This window comes from Spiroplasma endosymbiont of Nomada rufipes (assembly GCF_964277355.1).
GTDB lineage: Bacteria > Bacillota_I > Bacilli_A > Mycoplasmatales > VBWQ01 > Spiroplasma_E.
In genome coordinates this window covers 897,506-913,288 of record NZ_OZ195517.1, presented here as the reverse complement: position 1 = coordinate 913,288, position 15,783 = coordinate 897,506, and the positions used below count along the sequence as shown (strand labels likewise).

Annotated in this window: 19 protein-coding genes; 14 read left to right on the top strand and 5 right to left on the bottom strand. The window is 23.1% G+C overall.

Going from position 1 to position 15,783, the window contains the following annotated elements:
* Window positions 1–93 precede the first annotated feature (93 nt).
* Window positions 94–1,902: a translation elongation factor 4 gene (lepA, locus tag ACICQF_RS05010; RefSeq protein WP_395473710.1), complete on the top strand. Its 1,809-nt coding sequence runs from the start codon at window positions 94–96 to the stop codon at window positions 1,900–1,902.
* A gap of 187 nt (window positions 1,903–2,089) precedes the next feature.
* On the opposite strand, the gene ACICQF_RS05005 is transcribed toward lepA, so the two are convergent.
* Window positions 2,090–2,239, bottom strand: a complete 150-nt coding sequence (locus tag ACICQF_RS05005; protein ID WP_339038931.1) for a hypothetical protein — start codon at window positions 2,237–2,239, stop codon at window positions 2,090–2,092.
* Between the two features lie 250 nt (window positions 2,240–2,489).
* Between ACICQF_RS05005 and ACICQF_RS05000 the strand changes: the two genes are divergently transcribed.
* Entirely contained in the window at window positions 2,490–2,843 is a 354-nt protein-coding gene (locus tag ACICQF_RS05000; protein WP_339038933.1) for a hypothetical protein, read from the top strand.
* Window positions 2,844–2,918: 75 nt separating this feature from the next.
* Window positions 2,919–3,431: a hypothetical protein gene (locus tag ACICQF_RS04995; protein ID WP_395473000.1), complete on the top strand. Its 513-nt coding sequence runs from the start codon at window positions 2,919–2,921 to the stop codon at window positions 3,429–3,431.
* A gap of 108 nt (window positions 3,432–3,539) precedes the next feature.
* Here ACICQF_RS04995 and ACICQF_RS04990 read toward each other — a convergent pair whose 3' ends face one another.
* Together ACICQF_RS04990 and ACICQF_RS04985 are read right to left on the bottom strand one after the other, a co-directional pair.
* Complete coding sequence (locus ACICQF_RS04990) at window positions 3,540–4,490, bottom strand: IS30 family transposase (RefSeq protein WP_395472999.1); 951 nt, start codon at window positions 4,488–4,490, stop codon at window positions 3,540–3,542.
* An 86-nt stretch (window positions 4,491–4,576) separates the two neighbouring features.
* The gene (locus tag ACICQF_RS04985; RefSeq protein ID WP_395472998.1) at window positions 4,577–4,702 is read right to left on the bottom strand and encodes a hypothetical protein; all 126 of its coding nucleotides are present in this window, start codon (window positions 4,700–4,702) and stop codon (window positions 4,577–4,579) included.
* Window positions 4,703–4,967: 265 nt separating this feature from the next.
* Here ACICQF_RS04985 and ACICQF_RS04980 point away from each other — a divergent pair, with 265 nt between their 5' ends.
* The 7 genes from ACICQF_RS04980 (at window position 4,968) to ACICQF_RS04950 (ending at window position 9,762) form a co-directional block, all read left to right on the top strand.
* Window positions 4,968–6,149 carry a prolipoprotein diacylglyceryl transferase gene (locus ACICQF_RS04980; RefSeq protein WP_342267150.1) on the top strand — a complete coding sequence of 394 codons (1,182 nt, stop codon included), beginning with the start codon at window positions 4,968–4,970 and terminating at the stop codon, window positions 6,147–6,149.
* Window positions 6,150–6,272: 123 nt separating this feature from the next.
* Window positions 6,273–6,581, top strand: coding sequence for a hypothetical protein (locus ACICQF_RS04975; protein WP_174480536.1), 309 nt, complete (start codon window positions 6,273–6,275; stop codon window positions 6,579–6,581).
* Between the two features lie 19 nt (window positions 6,582–6,600).
* Window positions 6,601–7,659, top strand: coding sequence for an MSC_0882 family membrane protein (locus tag ACICQF_RS04970; RefSeq protein ID WP_395472997.1), 1,059 nt, complete (start codon window positions 6,601–6,603; stop codon window positions 7,657–7,659).
* Between the two features lie 518 nt (window positions 7,660–8,177).
* Complete coding sequence (locus tag ACICQF_RS04965; protein ID WP_395472996.1) at window positions 8,178–8,339, top strand: hypothetical protein; 162 nt, start codon at window positions 8,178–8,180, stop codon at window positions 8,337–8,339.
* Complete coding sequence (locus ACICQF_RS04960; protein WP_395473709.1) at window positions 8,288–9,127, top strand: IS30 family transposase; 840 nt, start codon at window positions 8,288–8,290, stop codon at window positions 9,125–9,127. The genes ACICQF_RS04965 and ACICQF_RS04960 overlap by 52 nt, the downstream gene beginning before the upstream one ends.
* 169 nt (window positions 9,128–9,296) lie before the next feature.
* On the top strand, window positions 9,297–9,497 hold the full coding sequence (locus ACICQF_RS04955; RefSeq protein WP_395472995.1) for a hypothetical protein: 201 nt from the start codon (window positions 9,297–9,299) through the stop codon (window positions 9,495–9,497).
* Window positions 9,498–9,510: 13 nt separating this feature from the next.
* Window positions 9,511–9,762, top strand: coding sequence for a hypothetical protein (locus ACICQF_RS04950; RefSeq protein ID WP_395472994.1), 252 nt, complete (start codon window positions 9,511–9,513; stop codon window positions 9,760–9,762).
* Between the two features lie 87 nt (window positions 9,763–9,849).
* Here ACICQF_RS04950 and ACICQF_RS04945 read toward each other — a convergent pair whose 3' ends face one another.
* On the bottom strand, window positions 9,850–10,407 hold the full coding sequence (locus tag ACICQF_RS04945) for a hypothetical protein (protein WP_395472993.1): 558 nt from the start codon (window positions 10,405–10,407) through the stop codon (window positions 9,850–9,852).
* Between the two features lie 246 nt (window positions 10,408–10,653).
* Here ACICQF_RS04945 and topA point away from each other — a divergent pair, with 246 nt between their 5' ends.
* The 4 genes from topA (at window position 10,654) to ACICQF_RS04925 (ending at window position 14,864) form a co-directional block, all read left to right on the top strand.
* Complete coding sequence (topA, locus tag ACICQF_RS04940; protein ID WP_395472992.1) at window positions 10,654–12,615, top strand: type I DNA topoisomerase; 1,962 nt, start codon at window positions 10,654–10,656, stop codon at window positions 12,613–12,615.
* 9 nt (window positions 12,616–12,624) lie between these two features.
* Window positions 12,625–13,548, top strand: a complete 924-nt coding sequence (gene truB, locus ACICQF_RS04935; protein ID WP_395472991.1) for a tRNA pseudouridine(55) synthase TruB — start codon at window positions 12,625–12,627, stop codon at window positions 13,546–13,548.
* Window positions 13,541–14,425 carry a riboflavin biosynthesis protein RibF gene (gene ribF / locus ACICQF_RS04930; protein WP_395472990.1) on the top strand — a complete coding sequence of 295 codons (885 nt, stop codon included), beginning with the start codon at window positions 13,541–13,543 and terminating at the stop codon, window positions 14,423–14,425. The genes truB and ribF overlap by 8 nt, the downstream gene beginning before the upstream one ends.
* Before the next feature lie 136 nt (window positions 14,426–14,561).
* Complete coding sequence (locus ACICQF_RS04925; RefSeq protein ID WP_252320869.1) at window positions 14,562–14,864, top strand: hypothetical protein; 303 nt, start codon at window positions 14,562–14,564, stop codon at window positions 14,862–14,864.
* A gap of 50 nt (window positions 14,865–14,914) precedes the next feature.
* Here the strand turns inward: ACICQF_RS04925 and ACICQF_RS04920 are convergent, their stop codons facing one another.
* Window positions 14,915–15,718, bottom strand: a complete 804-nt coding sequence (locus ACICQF_RS04920; RefSeq protein ID WP_395472989.1) for a phosphotransferase — start codon at window positions 15,716–15,718, stop codon at window positions 14,915–14,917.
* Window positions 15,719–15,783 lie beyond the last annotated feature (65 nt).

Here is a 15,783-nt window from a genome sequence, read left to right as displayed (position 1 = left end):
AACTTTCGATTTAATTTTATTTAAACTTTGATATACTAAAACATAGTAAATAGTTTATAAGCAAAAGATAGGTGAATAAATAATATTATGAGTATCGATAAAAAATACATTAGAAATTTTTCAATTATTGCCCATATTGATCATGGTAAATCAACTTTGGCTGATCGTATTTTAGAATTAACTAATGCTGTTTCAAAAAGGGAAATGAAAAATCAATTGTTAGATTCACTAGATTTAGAACGTGAACGTGGCATTACAATTAAACTAAATAGTGTACAACTTAAATATCAATCATTAGATGGTCATACTTATTTGCTTCACTTAATTGATACTCCAGGTCATGTTGACTTTACTTATGAAGTATCGCGTAGTTTAGCAGCATGTGAAGGTGCCATTTTAGTAGTTGATGCTGCTCAGGGTATTGAAGCACAAACTTTAGCAAATGTATATTTAGCATTAGATAATGATTTAGAAATTATTCCTGTTATTAATAAAATAGATTTACCAAGTGCTGAACCAGAAAAAGTTAAGGAAGAAATTGAAAAAGTATTGGGTTTACCTGCTGATTATGCGCCTTTAATTTCTGCAAAAACAGGTATTAATATTCGCGATGTTTTAGAAGCAGTTATTAAATATATTCCTTATCCAATTGATGCTGATGATAATGAACCATTGCGTGCTTTAATTTTTGATTCATTATATGATAAATATCGTGGAGTGATGGCATTTATTAGAATTAAAACTGGTGTAATTAAAGTTGGCGATAAAGTAAGAATGATGTCAACTGGTGCCGAATATGAAATTACTGAATTAGGAGTACGCACACCAAAAGAAGAAAAGAGAGAAATGTTAACAGCTGGTGAAGTTGGTTGAATTAGTGGTGCAATTAAAATAATTAGTGATATTCATGTTGGTGATACGATTACTAGTGTTATTAATCCTGCTGATGCACCATTACCGGGTTATAAAACTTTAAAACCAATGGTTTATTGTGGTTTATATCCAATTGATACTAATAAATATCAAGAATTAAAGTATGCATTATATAAAATTCAATTATCGGATGCCTCATTAATTTTTACTGCTGAAACATCACAAGCATTAGGTTTTGGTTTTCGTTGTGGTTTTTTAGGGTTATTACATATGGATGTTATTCAAGAACGTTTAGAGCGTGAATATAATTTAGTTTTAATTTCAACAGCTCCTTCTGTAATTTATGAAGTAAATTTAACTAATGGTGAAAAGTTAATAATTGATAATCCAGCAAAATGACCAACTGTGCAGACAATTAAAAGTGTAGAAGAACCATTTGTGCAAGTAACAATAATGACACCAGAACAATATGTTGGTGCATTGATGCAATTATGTCAGGATAAACGCGGAACTTATTTAGATTTAAAATATACTGATAATTTACGAAGAACTCTTATTTATAATATGCCACTGAATGAAATTGTCATTGATTTTTTTGATAAATTAAAATCAATATCAAAAGGTTATGCTTCATTAGATTATGAATTAATTGGTTATCAGGAAAGTAAATTAGTGAAAATGGATATTTTATTAGCAGGTAATATTGTTGATGCATTATCTGTTATTGTTCATAAGGATTTTGCTTATGATCGTGGGCGTGTTTTATGTGAAAAATTAAAAAAATTAATTCCAAAACAAAATTTTGAAGTTGCTATTCAGGCTGCTATTAATAATAAAATTATTGCTCGTCAAACTGTGCAAGCAGTTAGAAAAGATGTTATTGCTAAATGTTATGGTGGTGATATTACAAGAAAAAGAAAACTTTTAGAAAAACAAAAAGAAGGAAAGAAAAAAATGAAATCGATTGGTAATGTTGAATTACCACCAGAAGCATTTCGTGCTGTTTTAAAAATAGATGAAGAAAATTAATAAAAAAGTTATAAATATTTGCTTTGTTTTTTTCTAAATTGGATTATTTGAAAATAAAAAATTAATTGATCTATTTAAGTCAATTAATTTTTTATTTTCACAAAGCATATTTTGAAATAAAAATGAGATTTCTCACAATTTTATGTTAAATATATAGTATTTTTTTAATTCTGCAATTATTTCCATTTTAATTTTTATGTAATTTTTTTTGCATTTCAATATTAATTAAATTCTCTTGACTTTTTAAATGATTATTTTCTAAATTATTTTTTATTATTGCGTGACACTCAATTTCTCTAGAGTAATTTTTAATCATATTTTTTATGTTATTAATCATTTTATATTCCCCATTTCAAAGTTTTATAAATAATTTATTTATATTTTTTATTATATCATTTTATTTATAAAAATTATAAATAAAATGATATAATTTTCTATAATAAATCTAGTATTCATAGAAAAATAAATTAAAAGCAAGTTTAAATAAAATGATATAATAAAAAAACAATTCCCTAAGAAATTGATAAAATTTTAATTTATAATAAGTATATTAATAATAATCACTTAAATGGGGAGTAGGGGGTTATGTGAAAATTTTATTAAAAATAATTGATTGTTTGAACCCAATTTCTATTTTTAAAAGTATTAAAAAGTATATAGAAAATAGAGCTAAGATTGAAGCAAAATTAATTGATAAAGAAAAACAAAGACAACATGAAAAAGATTTACAAGATTCTAGATTTAAACATGAATCACTTGAAAATGAAAAAGACAGAAAATTACAAAAAGAATTAGCTGAAGAAAAAACTAAAAGATTAGGGTTAATATTAGAAAATAAATTAACTATAAATAGACAAAATTATTATTTAAAACATGATAATAATCCTAAATTAGAATTGGAACTTAAAAGAAAACGAATTAAAGGTAAAAAAATAAAGTAATATTGTATTTACAAAAATATGAGGTTAAAATTGATATAATCACTCTATTGAAGGTGATTTTAAGGAGTTTTGATAATGGATTTAAATATCAATAAAAATTTAAAAACAAAAGTTTTAAATAATTTTTTAAATTTATTAGCAATTAATTTAGCAGATACTTATTTAGAAACCTTAAAAAAATATAAATCAAAAAATGTAGATGAATTAGTATTAAATTTTTTAGATCAAATAGTTTATTTAGTCGATGAAGAAATTGATATAACAAACGTTAAAAATAGTTCAAAAATATCAAAAATGAATACTAAACAAAAAGAAAAATTTAATAATGCTTTAAGAAAAGATAATAAATATCGAAAAATGTGTTCAGTTCTTAATTTTATATATCGAGTAATAAAAGAAGAAGAAACACAAGAGCAAGTATTCAATAATATATATCATTTTTATGAAAAATCTGATGCTGAAACTTTAGAAATATTTTCTAATGATTATAAAGAAAAAGAAAGATTTGATTTTTTTAAAGAAATAAAATTAAAGTTAAAAAATAGTAATAGTTTTTTATATAAATCAAATTTACAAGCAAATATATAAGTTTAATATATTTATAAAGTATCTTTAAAAACATCTCTAATAAAATATTAGAGATGTTTTATGAATAAACAAAATTATAAAAAAGCTAAATTGTAAAGGTAAGTGCAACTAAATTATTTTTCTATCCAAATATTCGATTGGTGAAAGATAATTTAATATTTTTCTCGGTCTTTGATTTAAAGACAATATAAATTTATGAACTTCATTTTTATTAGTTTTTGAAAAAATAAATTTTTTAGGAAATTTTTCTCTAATTAAACCATTAGTATTTTCATTAGTACCTCTTTGTCAAGGTGAATATGGATTGGCAAAATAAATTTTTACATCTAAATTTTTTTCAAGTTGTTGTCAATTTGAAAATTCTTTGCCACGATCAAAAGTAATAGTTTTAACAATGTTTTTAGGAAGAATTGATAAATAATAACTGACATTTTTATTAATAACTTTAGTAGTTCTGTTTTTAACTAATATTGCTAAAGTAAATCGTGATACTCTTTCAACTAAAGTTATTAAACATGATTTGCTTTTACCTCGTGATGATACTATAGTATCTCCTTCCCAATGACCAAGTGTTATACGATCATTAACATTTATATCTCGTTCTTTAATTGATTTACCATTAAACTTGCCACGATTTTCTTTAGATTTTCGTTTTTTACCTTTTCTTCTTAAATTTTTACTAGTAACTTTATCAAGCATTCCAAAATAAATTCAAGTATAAATTGTTTTAAAACTAATAACTCACTCTTTATGAAAATTTTTAATTCTGCCATAAATTTGTTCAGGTGATCAACCTAATAGTAATTTTTGTTGTACATATTTTACTAAATTCTTATTTTTAAACTTATGAAAACTAATATGTGATTGTTTTCGATTTTCAGCTTTATTTTGTGCAATTAATGAAAAATAATGATTATTATCTTTATTTCTATTAATTTCTCGAATAATAGTACTAATACTTCAATTAAGATTTTTAGCTATTTCACTAATTTTAAATTTAAATTTCAATTGATTCTCAATATAAATCCTTTCATCTATGCCAAGATGTTTATAACTCATATAAAAACTCCTTACTTTTTTCTAAAATAAATTTAGCATTATGAAATTTTTATATGAGAATTTTTTGCAATTTTATTTACTTGCACTTACAAGTATAATTCAGCATTTAAAAAAGTAGTATTTTGATTGCTATTAATTATTTTATTATTTGATAATATCATCCCTAAACTTGTAACAGTGGTAATTAATAATAACAATTGTTTAAATTTCATTTTTATTCCCTCCTTTTTTTTAAAATTAAATTAAGATTTAGCAAAAATACATTATTTTTTGTATTTGTTTTTTGGTAAATCTTAATTTAAGTTTATATTTGCAAAAAATAATATACAATAAAAAATCTAAAAAAATGTGAATTACAATTACACTTTATCAAAATTATATATGTAATATGTATTGTTTGCCTTTATTTATATTGTGATTCTTAGTTAGTTATGGTATTCTATATTAAAAGATGGTCTTGTAAGTGAGGTGTTTGTTATGTTAAATTTAGATTTTGTTGGACCTCACGGCATTACTGATACTTATGGTGGATGGTTTCATGTTTATGCATTTGCTATTATGTCGGGTATTTTTGCTTCAATTATTGCTTCTTGAGTAAAATTTAAACGTTATCGTGTTCCTACTGATTCTTTAGCATGATCAATAATATTTATTATTCCTGCTTCATTATTTGGTGCTAGTTTTCTTGGCAAGGATGATCCTAATAAGTCAATTAGTTTTTTTGAAAAATTTGCATTTTGAAAACCAGGGATGTCTATTCATGGTGGTGTTTTATTTGGAATTATTGCTGGTGCAATTATTTTTTACTTTGTTGGTCGTAAGTATAAAATATCATTATGAATATATGGTGATTTAATTATTCCTAATATTTTATTAGGACAGGTATTAGGACGTTGAGGTAATTTCTTTAATCATGAATTACTTGGTAACGTTGTAAGTTATGATTCATTATCATGATTACCTGCTTTTATTCGTGATAATTGTTTTAAATTAAATGGTGGACCAAGTGGCACTCCAGAAACTATTAATGGTGAAATTGTTTATCGTGCACCAATATTTCTTTATGAATCAATTGCTAATTTAGGATTATGATTAGTGATTACACTTGTTGTTCCAAATCTTGGTAAATGATTTGGTAAAAAGCCATGAAAAGTAGAGCCAGATAAGTTTCAATTTGATTTTAAAAATAATTTTAAATACTGAGGAAAAATAACTTTTAATCCAAAATATTGAAATAAAGTAAATCGTGACCCAAAACATTTGACTTGAACTAAAATGTGAAATGAAGTTTACTATTATAATCAAGTACCAAAAAATGTAGTAAATAAAGCATTAGCAGAAGTCAAACCTTCTGGTAAGAAAATTAATGATTATATAAATAAAAGCAAAAAACTTTATGAAATAAATAATCCACATCATTATCGAATGATGCATGCAGGTGTTCAAATGGGACTTTACTTTTTTGGATGAAATTTAATTAGATTTATTTTAGAGTTACAGCGCCCACCAGAAGATTTATTTTTAATTAATCGTCCAATTCTTGATTATACAGTTTTATTATTGATTACTTTCTTTGGCCTGTTTCTAGCAATATTTGCACAATTTGTTGCAGCAAAATATTTACGTAGCGAAGGATGAACATATGAAAAAGAATATTAATAATATTCTTTTTTATTATTAAAATAATTATTATAACAGAAAATAAACTATTAAATAGATAATATTAATTAGATTTGGTGTTTTTGTTATAATATTTATATACTAATGTATGAGGTGAAATTAGTGTTAGCAGTAGTAAGTGATGATAGTAGTACTAATACCATTAAGTTTTTAGGTTTTGAGATTCCAATTACTACTTTTTTATATTCAATGGGTGGGTTAGCACTTTTGATTTTTCTGTTATTATTATCAATTTTATTAATAATGTATTTACGCAAAAGGATTTCTATTAAAGGATACTTAAGTTTAGAAGAAAAAGATTATCAATTTGAAGATAAAATTTTGGAAATTGAACATGAAATTGCCAAATTACAAAGAAAATTTTATTCAAGTAAACATATTTCTAAAAAGACAAAAAAATATTTTAACTAATTAAATGTAGGTGATGTATATGTCTAAAATAAAATTTAAATTATTTGATAAATTTTTTTCACAAAAAAATAGGTTATCAGATAAAGAAGGTTATCAAAAATCAACTAATAATAACACTTATTTTAGCAATGTTGTACCACCAATTAATAAAAATAAAGAAAATATTCATAATTCTGATTTTAATGAAAATGATTATAATGAAAAAAAATATGATGGTAAAAATATACAAGTTACTAGTTCTTATATAATACCTTTACAAGAAAAAAAGACAGTGCCGATCAATGAAAACTTTACTAAAGAAAAAGATATGTATTATGATCAACCACAAACATTTAATACTATGGAAATAGTTAGTTATAAAAATAGTTTTAAAATTCCAAAACCAATTAGCAGAGAAATTAAATCAGAGAAGCTAAAACAATTAATTTTATTATTTATTGGTGTTATGACATTAATTATTGCTTCAACTTTTATTGGTTTATATTTTGGTATGATTAACATAAAAATTATTCCTCATCCTGTAATTACTATTCCATTAGCAATTATTGCTCTTACCATTATTTTAATTAATATTATTGAATTTGTGACATTAAGAAGAGAAGTGGATTTATATATTGAAAGAACATTAAAAGGGTCATTATTACCTCCTAATTTTATAATTAGAAATTATCGTAAAATTCATGCTAACTTGATAATTATTAATTGAATAAGTATTAGTAGTTATATTGTTCTTGGTATTATTATTGGCATTATGTTTTTGATTAGTGGTCAGAAATTAACTTTTATTATTCAAAAATGAACAGTTAATGTTCCTGATATTATTAAAGATGCAATAACTTTAACAATTATTTTAGGTGTTATTTTATTTATTCATATGATTAATATTGTTATTTTTAAATTTCGTAAACGTAATATTATAAGTTATTATGGCTATGAAATTATTAATCCACAAGAGTTAAATCAATACAAAAAAAAGATAAATAGAATATGTATGATTATTACTATTGGTTTTACTGCTTTAATATTTTTTGCAATTGTTATTCCAATATTTGTATTAAAAAGAAGAAAGAAAAAGTAAAAAAATATTGAATATTATCTATATATAATTAGAGTGTGTCATTAAATAAAATATTTTATGTAATAAAGATTATTTTTAAATAAAAACTAATTTTTATTATGTAAATATTTTTTGGCGGTTGTCAAAAATCCGGAATAAATTAAATCGTTGTAGTCTTATTATAAATTTAGACAAGAAATAATTTGGATTTTTATGAAATTTTAAATTTATCTTACTACTAATTTAAAAATATTACAATTAAAATACTCAATTTTATAAATTATAAAAACATTTTAATAATTTAATTAACATAAATATATAACAAAAATTCTTATTAACTTTTAATTTAATAAGTTGTTTTAATTTTTTATTTTAAAATAAGTAAAATTATGTTTTTAAATTTATTTGATTACATTTAAAAATAACCATTTTTATGATGAATTATACTTGTAAGTGCAAGTAAATAAAATTGCAAAAAATTCTCATATAAAAATTTCATAATGCTAAATTTAGTTTAGAAAAAAGTAAGGAGTTTTTATATGAGTTATAAACATCTTGGCATAGATGAAAGGATTTATATTGAGAATCAATTGAAATTTAAATTTAAAATTAGTGAAATAGCTAAAAATCTTAATCGAATAATAGTACTATTATTCGAGAAATTAATAGAAATAAAGATAATAATCATTATTTTTCATTAATTGCACAAAATAAAGCTGAAAATCGAAAACAATCACATATTAGTTTTCATAAGTTTAAAAATAAGAATTTAGTAAAATATGTACAACAAAAATTACTATTAGGTTGATCACCTGAACAAATTTATGGCAGAATTAAAAATTTTCATAAACAATGAGTTATTAGTTTTAAAACAATTTATACTTGAATTTATTTTGGAATGCTTGATAAAGTTACTAGTAAAAATTTAAGAAGAAAAGGTAAAAAACGAAAATCTCAAGAGAATCGTGGCAAGTTTAATGGTAAATCAATTAAAGAACGAGATATAAATGTTAATGATCGTATAACACTTGGTCATTGAGAAGGAGATACTATAGTATCATCACGAGGTAAAAGCAAATCATGTTTAATAACTTTAGTTGAAAGAGTATCACGATTTACTTTATCAATATTAGTTAAAAACAGAACTACTAAAGTTATTAATAAAAATGTCAGTTATTATTTATCAATTCTTCCTAAAAACATTGTTAAAACTATTACTTTTGATCGTGGCAAAGAATTTTCAAATTGACAACAACTTGAAAAAAATTTAGATGTAAAAATTTATTTTGCCAATCCATATTCACTTTGACAAAGAGGTACTAATGAAAATACTAATGGTTTAATTAGAGAAAAATTTCCTAAAAAATTTATTTTTTCAAAAACTAATAAAAATGAAGTTCATAAATTTATATTGTCTTTAAATCAAAGACCGAGAAAAATATTAAATTATCTTTCACCAATCGAATATTTGGATAGAAAAATAATTTAGTTGCACTTACCTTTACAATTTAGCAACATTATAAGCAAAATTACTTGCACTTTTAGAAAAAAATCAATTTAAAATCAAATGATATCGTGAATTACCTTCTAAGTTTGAAGTAGGAGAATATGTTATTAATGAAAATGATTTAGAAAATGCAAAAAAAATAGGAATCCCAATGTTATATGAAAAAGATCTTAAGCAATTATTAGAAAAATATAAAATTACAATTAAAAATAAAAAATATAAAATTGATAATGATAATGGTAGTATTGTTGTTGCTGGTGTCAAGAAATTTGAATTAAAATTAGGAAATTATGGTGGTAGTTTTGAAATTCCTACTTTATTGCAAATTCCTAGTTTTTATCAAAAATGGTAATAGTAATATTCTAGTGAGTGGTAATAATACTGTTAATGGTAATCAATCAGGATCATTATCAGAAAGTTGTGATGTTACTGATGGTAGTTCATCATTTAGTAATTATTCACGATCATTATCAGAAAGTGGTGGTACTACTGATAGTGAACATGATAATGATGATAAAGAAACTTTATCAATATTTACTAGTTCAGAAACTTGTAATAATGGTATGTTAGATCAGACAATGTTAGAAACTAAAAATAATGTAGGTTCTTCTTTATAAATAAATTAAAAAGAATGATTTTTAATTAATTTTAATTAAACTCATTCTTTTAACTTTTTTTCTTTTTAATATTTTATAAAATATAGTCTATAAAATATTTTTATGAATAGTATTTTTTACATTAGATTGATTATCAATTATTACCCATTCATCTTCTTTGTTTATTTCTGATTTAGCATCATTTAACATATCATATTGTTCTTCAACATTTATTTCTGATTTAGCATCATTTAGCATATCATATTGTTTTTCAACATTTATTTCTGATTTAGCATCATTTAGCATATCATATTGTTCTTCAACATTTATTTCTGATTTATCATCATTTAGCATATCATATTGTTCTTCAACATTTTTGCTATTGTTATTATCTAATATCATATTATATTCATATTTACTTATATTACTTGATTGATTTGTTAGATTATTTGAGTTTAATGTAGTTTTCTTTTCATCATTTTTTTGTATTACTTTTATATTTAATTCTTGTTTTTTATTTTTGTAAAAATTTCATGAATAGTAACCAATTCCACCAGCAAGACATACTAGTCCCACTGTAAGAGGATTATTTGGAAGTATTGATTGTAATAAATTAGAAAGTATTTCAGAATTAATTTTGCTCTCATTTGTGTTTAAAAATTTCATTTTTATGTTCCTTTCAAATCAAAATAAAAACCTATTTATTTACAAAAATAAATAGGATAAAAACTTATATTAAATTTTTACTAAATAAATATAGCATAATTTATATATTAATTGTTAATAAGTTATTTAAAATTTTTATAAAAAAGCATATATCCAAAAAAATATTGACTTTCGCGTTAAAGTTATATATATTACAAAATAGTATTTGGATAAAGCTAATAAATTATATATAGAGGAAGATATAAGATGCCATCAAAATTAGTAATCATGGAATCTCCAGTTAAAAGTAAAGCAGTACAATCATATTTAGGTAATGATTATTTAGTGTTATCTTCGGATGGACACATTCGTAATTTAGCAATTAAAGGTCAATATGGTTTGGGAATTGATTTAGAAACTTTTGAACCAATTTACAAAATTGATCGCAAAAAAATGCCAAAGGTAAAAGAATTAAAAAGTAAATTAAAAAGTATTACTCATGTTTATCTAGCAACCGATCATGATCGTGAAGGAGAAGCAATTGCTTATCATTTAGATCAAGTATTAGCAACAAGTAATATATCATCACGAATAACTTTTAATGAAATTACTAAAGATGCAATTTTAACAGCATTTAAATCTCCACATAGTATTGATTTACCATTAGTTCGTAGTCAAGAAGCAAGAAGAATGGTTGATCGTATCATTGGTTTTCGCTTAAGTAATCTATTACAAAAGAAGATCGGTTCACGTAGTGCAGGGAGAGTACAATCAGTAGCATTAAAATTAATAGCAACAAGAGAACGTGAAATTATTAATTTTATTAGTAAAGAATTTTGAACAATTAATAGTACTTATCAAAAAAAAATAATATTAAATTGTGAAAAATATAAAGAAGAACTGTTAGTTATTAATAATGAACAAGAAGCAGTTGCTATTAAAAATGCATTAAGTGATAGTTATCAAGTAATTTCTGTTACTGAACAAAATCGTAAGCGTAATTCATTAAATCCATTTACTACTAGTAGTTTATTACAAGCAGCATCAAAACAATTAAATTTTAGTACTGCTAAAACAACGCTTATTGCTCAGCAATTGTATGAAGGAATTGATGTTAATGGAACACTTACTGGATTTATTAGTTATCCTCGTACTGATTCAATACGTTTAAATGATAAATTTATTGAAAATGCCAAAACATTAATTGTTAATGAATATGGTGAACAATATCTTGGACAGAAGAAAGAACAGACTAATAAAAAAAATGTGCAAGATGCTCATGAAGCAATCAGACCAACTGATTTAACAATGAATAATAAACGTGCTATTGATTTTTTAAATAAAGATCAATTAAAACTTTATAATTTAATTTATTTTCGTGCCCTTAGTTCATTAATGGCACCAGCACAATTAATTAGTACTACTGTTTTATTTAAAAATAATGATTATCAATTTCGTTTAACAGGACAACAAATCAAGTTTAAAGGATTTTTAATGCTTGATGTAGAAAGTCTTGAAAATGAAGAACTTTTAGTTTTACCAAAATTTGAAAAAAATCAAATTATTAAAGTTGAGTCAGTAAATTTACAGCAACACTTTACTAAACCAAAACCAAGATACACAGAAGCTAAATTAATTAAAACATTAGAAGAACTAGGAATTGGTCGACCATCGACTTATAATCCAATTATGAACACTATTAAAGAACGCGGTTATGTTATTATTGAAAATAAGTCTTTTAAAGCTACTGAGAAAGGTCTTTTAACTAATGATAAACTTCAAGAGTTTTTTTATGATATTATTAATGAGACATATACTTCACAAGTTGAAACTCAATTAGATCAAATTGCTCATGGTAATTTTGATATGCATCAAGTGGTAAAAGACTTTTGAGTTAAGTTTGAACCAAGGATTGATGATGCTTTTGATAAAATGACTGAGTTTAAAATTAAACCGTTTTTATTAGATCAAGATTGTCCACTTTGTGGTGCCCCACTTGTGCAAAGAACAGGAAGATATGGTAAATTTAACGGTTGTTCAGCATTTCCAAAATGTCGATATATTCAAAAACAATTAGAAAAAATTAAACCTTGTTTAGTATGTACAGATGGTTGAATGGTTGTTAAATCTTCAAAACAAAATCGAAAATTTTTAGGGTGTACTAATTATCCAAATTGTAAACATGTTGAAAAGTATCAAGAAGTAACTTCTGATAAAGAAGTAAAGTAGGTGAAACGCATGTTAAAAGATTATATATTATTAATAGATAAACCTTCATTTATGACATCACAAGATTGTCTTGTTGTTATTAAAAAACGTTTGAAATTAAATAAAATTGGTCATACAGGTACGTTAGATCCTTTAGCAACAGGACTAATGGTAGTACTTGTGAATGAAGCAACCAAAATTAGTGATTTTATTTTAAAAAGTGATAAAGTTTACATTGCAAAAATGCAACTATTTTTAAAAACCGACACCGGCGATATTACTGGTAAAATTATTGAATCAAAACCACATCTTGATTTAAAAGAATCAGAAATTGTTAAAGCACTTGAATTTTATAATAATCGTCAATATGAGCAAATAATTCCTGCTTATGCAGCAGTTAAAATTAATGGTAAAAAAATTTATGAATATGCTCGTGAGAATATTCCTGTTGAATTACCAAAACGTAAGGTTTATATTAAATCTTTAAAATTAATTAGTTTTAATAATGATTTAGTTACTTTTGAAGTAGTATGTTCAAAAGGAACTTATGTTCGAGCTTTGGTTACTGACATTGCTAGAATTTTACATACATCAGCAACTTTAACTTATTTGAGAAGAATTCATCAATCGGGTTTTGATTTAAGTAATGCCCTAAATTTAGATGTTATTAATGAAGAAACAGTTAGTAAAAATCATATTAGTATTTATGATGGTGTTAAAAATATTATGCCAGCGATTGTTGTTGATAATAGTAAAAGTGTTATTGATGGTAAACCTTTAGTTATTGATAGCACTAATGAGCCATATGTTTTAGTTGTTAATTCTGAACATTTGCCATTAGCTATTTATCGTAATCAAAAAAATAATTTATACGTAAGCCAACGAGGTTTTAAATGTAATGAAGATATTAAAATTGAAAAATCTAAATATTCAAAATCAAAAATTGATGTCTAAACCAATTATTGCTTGTTGAGGTTTTTTTGATGGTATTCATCAAGGTCATCAAGCCCTATTTAAACAATTATTAGTTAATTCAACAATAAATAATTATCAAACATGTATTATTAGTTTTGATAGAAAACCACAAAGTGTAATTAGTAATAAAAATAATGAGGTTTTATTAAGTAATGAAGATAAAATTAAAACAATTGCTAAATACAATTTTGATTATTATTGGGAAATTAAGTTTAGTAAAGAAATAGCAACACTTTCACCAGAGCAATTTATTTCGTGATTATTGGCAAATAATGTTAAAGCAGTAGTTGTTAATCCAAATATTAGGTTTGGTTATCAAGGGCAAGGTAATATTAAAACATTACAACAATCTTCATTACAAGTTTATCTTTGTAATGATATTATTGTTAATAATAACAAAGTTTCTTCAACTTATATTAAACAAATTTTACAAAATAAAGATATTAGTAGTGCTAATCTTTGTTTACAACAAGAGCCATATACAATTAGTGGTAAAGTAGTTCATGGTATTAAAGAGGCTAGAACGATTAATTTTCCAACTGCTAATTTATCGTTATTAACAAACTATGCATTACCGGGTCTTGCTACTTATATTACGCTTACTGAAGTAGATAATAAATGATATCAAAGTATGACAGTAATTATGTTACGTAATAATAAGCCGTTAGTTGAAACTTACTTATTAAACTTTAATCAAGATTTATATGGAAAAATCATTAAAGTTAGATTTTTAGATTTTCTTCGTGATAATTTAAAGTTTACTAATTTAGATGATTTAAAAAAACAAGTGGATAAAGATTTAATAGAAACAATTAAATATTTTGCTAATTCTAGTAGTAAATTATTAAAGCCATAATAATTGTGATATTCTTTATATTTACAATAATTATTAACATTATAAATACTATTTATTAAAAACTATTTCCAATAAAATTTAATTTTATTGTATATGCTAATAAAAAATAAAAAAGAAAAAAGGGAGTAAATAAATAATGAAATATTGAGTAAAAGAATTTATAAATCAAATAAAAGATAATAATGAAATTTGCGCAAACTGTGATTATAAAGAAAATTTACAAAAAAATATTACTTCAAATGATAATTGTCAAATTGTAAATGATGAAAGAATGCCATTGTTACAAGAACACGCTTCAAATAATAAATGTATAGTTATTGAAATAGAATCAAACATTTCAGCTGTTAATAATATAGTAGAAATAAATTTACAAGGAAAACAAATTGAACAAAAAAAGCAGACTACTAATAAATTACCTAATTATGGTTCAATTTGTTAAGAAGTTAAAACTACATAATCAGGCTTAAAATGATGAATTATTTAAATAACTTATTTTAATAGATTAGTGAATTTACTTTCACTAATTTCTTTATATATGTTTAAATTAGTTTGTTCGTATAAATAACAAGCTCAATAATATCAAATTAAATTTTGATAATTCATTCATTTTTTAGCAATAATTATTTGTTCATTATTTAAATTAAAACAATTAAATCAAGTATTAATTTCGGTTTCAGAAGTTAAACTTTCAGAAGCAAAAGAGGCAATATCAAATAATTCGTCGTTTCAACAAGCAAAATCTCAATCAATTAAATATCAACAATTATTTTTTTTAACAAAATTATTTAATGTTAAATCATTATGAGATAAAACAATTGTTGTTGGTTGATAATTAGCAATTCATTTGATTACCTCACTGGTTATTTTTTCTAAGCAAGGATTACTAGTAGTTAAATTACAGTATAAATTAAGTTGTTCTAAACCTTTTCAAGTTTTAATTAATGATTTATTATCAAATTTAATATTATGTAGTTGTTTTACCAATGATGAAATTTTTTCTAATATTTGTTTATTAATTATTTGTTCGCTTAAATTAATTAAATTATGATAATATGGCATTAAGGTTAATAGTTTATTATTATTAATATTGACTTCATTAATAGGTAATGTAAATTTTTTTGATTTAATTAATTTAATAACATTAATTTGATTTGTAAAATTCAAAAAAGGTTGCAAAATATTTTTAGATTGTTTTAAAAAAAAATGTTTATTTACTAAAAATAAGTCATTGGTTAAACCTTTTGTTTTTAATATCTCTAATTGATATGGTGGTTTAATAGTTTTAAATTTCAAAATGACACCTCTATTTTGCTTGTATTGTCCGTAATAAAATTATACAATTTATTAAATAAAAAATA